This is a genomic window from Thermoanaerobaculia bacterium, from assembly GCA_035260525.1.
Classification (GTDB): Bacteria; Acidobacteriota; Thermoanaerobaculia; order UBA5066; family DATFVB01; genus DATFVB01.
This window is the reverse complement of sequence record DATFVB010000300.1, coordinates 1-5,382: the sequence shown is the minus strand read 5'-3', so window position 1 is coordinate 5,382 and position 5,382 is coordinate 1. Positions and strand designations below refer to the sequence as shown.

At 73.7% G+C, this 5,382-nt stretch carries 3 protein-coding genes; all 3 read left to right on the top strand.

The genetic code is table 11. From position 1 onward, the window contains the following. On the top strand, nt 1-1,556 hold a 1,556-nt coding region (locus VKH46_14420; GenBank protein ID HKB72040.1), incomplete at its 5' end, for an FtsX-like permease family protein. Between the two features lie 9 nt (nt 1,557-1,565). Further along, nucleotides 1,566-4,007 (top strand): ABC transporter permease, encoded by a 2,442-nt coding sequence (locus VKH46_14415; protein HKB72039.1) that lies wholly within the window; start codon nt 1,566-1,568, stop codon nt 4,005-4,007. Beyond that, nucleotides 4,000-5,382: ABC transporter permease (locus tag VKH46_14410; GenBank protein HKB72038.1), on the top strand; the 1,383-nt coding region annotated here is incomplete at its 3' end. The genes VKH46_14415 and VKH46_14410, both read left to right, overlap by 8 nt.

Sequence of the window (5,382 nt, the reverse complement as noted above, 5' to 3'; positions counted from 1 at the left end):
CCGCGAACGTCTCGAGCCTGGTGCTCGCCCGCTCGGCTGCGCGGCGGCGCGAGCTCGCGATCCGGTCGGCGCTCGGCGCCGGCGCGTGGGACCGCTTCCGGCTGATCGCCGCGGAGTGCCTGCTGCTGGCGGGCGGCGGAGCCGCCGCCGGAGCCCTCGTCGCCTACGTGGTCCTTCCGCTGCTGCTCTCCTTGAGCCCGCTCCCCCTCCCCGTGTACGCGCGCGTCGCGATCGACGGAACCGTTCTCGCCTTCAACGCCGCCGTCGCGCTCGCCGTCGGGCTCGCTCTCGGCGTTTTCGCCGCGCGCACGGCGCCGGGGGCGGCCGCCGCCCTGCACGAGGGAGGAAGCGCGACCGCCACGCGGTCCGTGCGAACGGCGGGATCGCTCCTCGTCGCGGCCGAGACCGCGCTCGCTCTCGTGCTGCTTGCCGGCGCCGGCCTCCTCCTGCGCAGTCTCGTCCGCCTCACGGCGGTCGATCCCGGCTTCGCTCCCGACCACGCGGTCGCGTTCCAGGTCGACCTTCCCGGCCAGCGGTATCGCCAGCCCGCGGCGCGCACCGCGTTCGCCCGGGAGCTCGAGTCGCGGATCGCCGCGCTACCGAAGGTCGTCGCGATCGGCCGGGTGACCCGCCTTCCGCTCATGGCCTCGGCCAACAACATCACGACGTTCCTCTCCGTCGAGGGACGTCCGGTCCCCGCCCAGGAGCGTCCCGAGATCGACTTCCGGCGCGCGAGCACGGGGTATTTCGCCGCGATGCGCATCCCGCTCGTCGAGGGACGGCTCGTGACCGAGTCGGAGATCGCCGCGGGCGCGCGCAGCGTCGTCGTCAACCGCGCGCTCGCCCGCCGGTTCTTCCCGGGGGAGAGCGCCGTCGGGCGGAGGATATCGACCGCGACGGCGAGCGGCGAGGGAGACTGGCAGACGATCGTGGGCGTCGTCGGGGACGTGCGGCATCTGGGCCTCGCGATCCCGCCGCGACCGGAGGTCTATTACCACGTCGACACGTCGCCGCCGTCGGGGCCGGTGTTCGTCGTGCGCTCCGGAGGGGACGTTCGCGCGCTCGCCGGAGAGATCCGGGCCGCCGTGTCGACGCTCGACCCGGAAGTCCCGGTCTCGAGTCTCGCGACCCTGGACGATCTCGTCAGCGAATCCGCCGCGCCCCGCCGCATCGCGCTCGAGATCCTCGGGGCGTTCGCGCTCCTCGCGGTGCTGCTCGCGGGCGTCGGCGTCTACGGCGTGATCAGCTTCTCGGCCGCCCAGCGAACGCGGGAGATCGGCGTACGCGTCGCCGTCGGCGCATCGCCGGGGTCGATCGTGAGACTCATCGTCGCCGACGCCGCTCGGCCCGCCGCCGTCGGCATCGCCCTCGGGCTGGGCGGCGCGATCGCGGCGACGCGGCTCGTCTCTCCGCTCCTCTACGCGGTCTCGCCGCGCGATCCGCTCACGTTCGCCGGCGTGGCTGCCGCGCTCGCGGCGACGGCGCTCGCGGCGGCCGCGCTCCCCGCGCGGCGCGCCGCGCGGCTCGACCCGTCCCGAAGCCTGAGACAGGAGTGAGGTGACTCGATGAAGGGGATCGGCCAGAACGTCCGTTTCGCTCTCCGGCTCCTCCGGCGAGCGCCCGGCTTCGCGCTCGCCGTCATTTCCGTCCTCGGCCTCGGGATCGCCGCCGCGACCGCGCTCTTCTCGGTCGTCGATGCCACGATCCTGCGCCCGCTCCCCTTTGCGGATCCGGCCCGGCTCGTCGCCGTCGTTTCCGAGGACCGCGCCCACCATTTCCGCGGGGCGTCGTCGCCTCCCGATCTCGTCGACTTCCGGCTCTCGGTGCCGGCTCTGTCCGGCGTTGCGGCGACGACGCCCTGGAGTCCCGCGGCGACGGGGAACGCAACGCCGGAGCGACTTCGGGGCCTCCTCGTCTCCGCCAACTTCTTCTCGATCCTCGGGGTTCGCGCCGCGCGCGGACGCACGTTCGATCCCGCCGAGGAGACCCCCGGCCGCGACCGCGTCGTCGTCGTCGGCGACGCGCTCTGGCGCCGCCGATACGGCGCCGATCCGCGGCTCGTCGGGCGAACGATTCTGCTCAACGGCGAGCCCTACACCGTCGTGGGGATCGCGCCTCCCGGCTTCCGGTGGGGACGCGCCTACGGCCGCAACGCCGCGTCGGACGTCTGGGCGCCATTCGCCCTGACCCCGGAACGGATCGCCGCCGGCCAACGCGGAGACGAGTACCTCGACCTGATCGGCCGAATCCGGCCGGGAGTCGCCCTCTCGGGCGCCCAGGCGCAGGTCGACGCGCTCATCCGCCGGTTCCAGCGCGACTATCCCGACCAGTTTCCGCCGGGGAGCCTCGTCCGGACGGCGCTCGTGCCGCTGCAGCGAGACCTCGTCGGCGACACGCGCAAGCCCCTCTGGATACTCTTCGGGGCGGTCGGCCTTCTCCTCCTGATCGCGTGCACGAACGTCGCGGGCCTGCTCCTCGCCCGCGCCGCGCAGCGGCGCAGCGAGATCGCGATCCGCATCGCGCTCGGAGCGTCGCGGAGCCGCCTCTTCGCGCAGCTCCTCGCCGAGAGTGCCGTCGTCACGATCCTCTCCGCCGCCGCGGGCGCCGCGGGCGGATGGGTGCTGCTGCGGGTCGCGAGCCGGCGCCTTCCGCCGGACTTCCCCGGACTGTCGGCGCTCGCGATCGACGGCCGCGTCCTCGCGTTCGTGCTCGCCGTGTCCGCCGTGACGGCGCTCGCATTCGGCCTCGTCCCCCTCGCCGGGACCGCGGTTCCCGACGTCCGGCGGACGATCGAAGAGGGGCGGAGCGTCGCCGCGCGCGGCGAAGGCCGCCTCCGCCGGGGCCTCGTCGCGGGCCAGATCGGCCTCGCCGGGCTCCTCCTGGTCGGCGCCGCGCTCCTCGCGCTGAGTCTCGTCCGGATCCTGCGCGTCGATCCCGGATTCGACCCGCGACACGTCATCACGGGCGAGCTTTCCCTTCCCCGGGACCGCTATTCGGACGCCGACCGGCGCGAGACGTTCCGGAATTCCGTGATCGCCCGGCTCGAAGCGGCGCCCGGCGTCCGCGAGGCCGGCGCCGTCTCGATCCTCCCGCTGGGCGGGAACGGCAACAACGGGACCTTCGACATCGAAGGGCGGCCGGATCTCGCCGGAAACCGCGCTCCCCACGGAGAGAGCTGGGCAGCCACACCCGGGTACTTCGCGACGATGCGGATCCCGCTCCTGCGGGGGCGGCTCTTCAACGATGCGGATCGCCCGTCTTCGCTGCCGGTCGCGATCGTCGACGACGCCCTGGCGCGGACCTACTTCGGCGCGGCGGACCCCGTCGGCCGCCGGATCGATTTCGAGGGAGACTCCAGGGAGCGGAAGTGGCGGGTGATCGTCGGCATCGTGCGGACGGTTCGGGCGCGCTCTCTCGACGACGAGCCGCGCCCGTCGTTCTACGTTCCGTTTTCCCAGTCGCACGAGCGGATCACGACCTTCGTCGCCCGCGTCGACGGGAGCGCCGCGGCGTCCGCGGGCGCTCTCCGCGCCGCCGTCGCCGCCGCCGACCCCGATCAGCCGCTCGGGACGGTCGCGCCGCTCGACGAGCTCGTCTCGGAATCCGTCTCGCGGCGCCGTCTCGCCGCCGCGCTGATCGCCGGTTTCGCGATCGCGGCCCTCGTGCTCGCCGCCGTCGGTCTCTACGGCGTCCTCGCGTATTCGGTCGCGCGACGCAAACGGGAGATCGGAATCCGCATGGCCCTCGGCGCCCTGCCCTCGGCGATCGCCGGGCTCGTTCTCCGCGAAAGCGGGCGGATGATCTCGGCCGGTCTCGTCGCCGGTCTCGGGGCGGCCTTCCTGTTCACGCGCTTCCTCTCCGGCCTCCTCTTCGCCGTCGCGCCGCTCGATCCGGTCGCCTTCGGCGGCGTCGCGGCGCTCCTCGCCGCGGCGGGCCTGCTCGCGAGCTTTCTCCCGGCTCGCCGCGCCGCCCGGATCGATCCGATGGAGGCGCTCCGCGATGAATAGGATCGCTCTCCTCGCCGCCGACCTTCGCGACGCCGTTCGCCGCCTGCGATCCTCGCCGGGTTTCACGGCGACGATCCTCCTGGTCTTCGCGGTCGGCCTCGGCGCGACCACGGCCGTCTTCGCCATCGTCCACGCGCAACTCCTACGGCCCCTCCCGTATCCCGAGCCCGGACGGCTCGTCTCCCTGGCGGAGACGGCGCCGGCGGAGCACGACGATCGCTACGAGGTCTCCCTTCCGAACGCCGAGGAGTGGAAGGCTGCCGACCGCGACTTCGAATCGCTCGCCTTCTATACCGAGGACGAGGCCACGCTGGAGGCCGGAGACCGCGCCCGCCGACTTCGGACGGCGGAAGTGTCCCCCGACTTCTTCCGGACGCTCGGCACCCCGCCGTCGGCCGGCGCCGCGTTCGCGCCGGACGCCGCGAAGACCGGGGCGGTGATCGTGAGCCACCGGCTCTGGAAGGAAGAGCTCGGAGGACGCTCCGACGTGGTCGGATCGGCCCTTCGCCTCGGGCACGGCAGCCGGACGATCGTCGGCGTGATGCCGCCGTCGTTCGATTTCCCGGCGGAGGACATCGACGTGTGGACCCCGCTCGCCGCCGAGGGCTGGATGCGCAACCGCGCCGTTCACGTCTTCCGCGCGGTCGCACGCCTGAAGCCGGGCGTATCGGTCGCGGCCGCGAGCGTGAACCTTTCGCGGATCGCGGCGTCCGTCCAGCGACGCGATCCCGGCGCGGACCCGGGCCACGGCGCGGCCGCGCGATCGCTCCGCGACGGGATGGTCGACTCTGTGCGCTCCGCCCTGGTCGCCTTCGCGGCATCCGTCGCCCTCGTGTGGCTGATCGCCTGCGCCGATCTCGCCTCCATGCTGCTCACCCGCGCCGAGCGGCGAAAGCGGGAGATCGGCATCCGGCTCGCTCTCGGCGCGACGCGTCGGGGCCTCGCCTCCGGAATGGCCGTCGAGGGGGCCGTGATCGGCGTGCTCGGGGGCTCCGCCGCGTTCCTCGCCTTCGTCTGGAGCGCCCGCGCCGTATCCGCCCTCCTGCCGCCCGGCCTGCCGCGGCCGTCGGCGATCGCGCCGGGACCGCAGACCCTGATCTTCTCGCTCGCCGCCGGCTTGGTCTCCGGGCTCGCGCTCGCGCTGGCTCCCGCTGGCCTCCTGCTTCGGGGGTCCGTTTCCCTCGCCGACGCCCGGAACGCCGAGGCGCCGCGGCGCTCCCGCCGGAGCCTCGTCGACCTCCTCGTCGTCGCGCAGATGGGTCTCTCGATGGTCCTCCTGACGGGCGCCGGACTCCTCGGCCGCAGCTTCCTCCGACTTTCGGCGGTCGATCCCGGGTTTCGCGCGGAGAGGCTTCTCACGATGAAGCTCGACCTC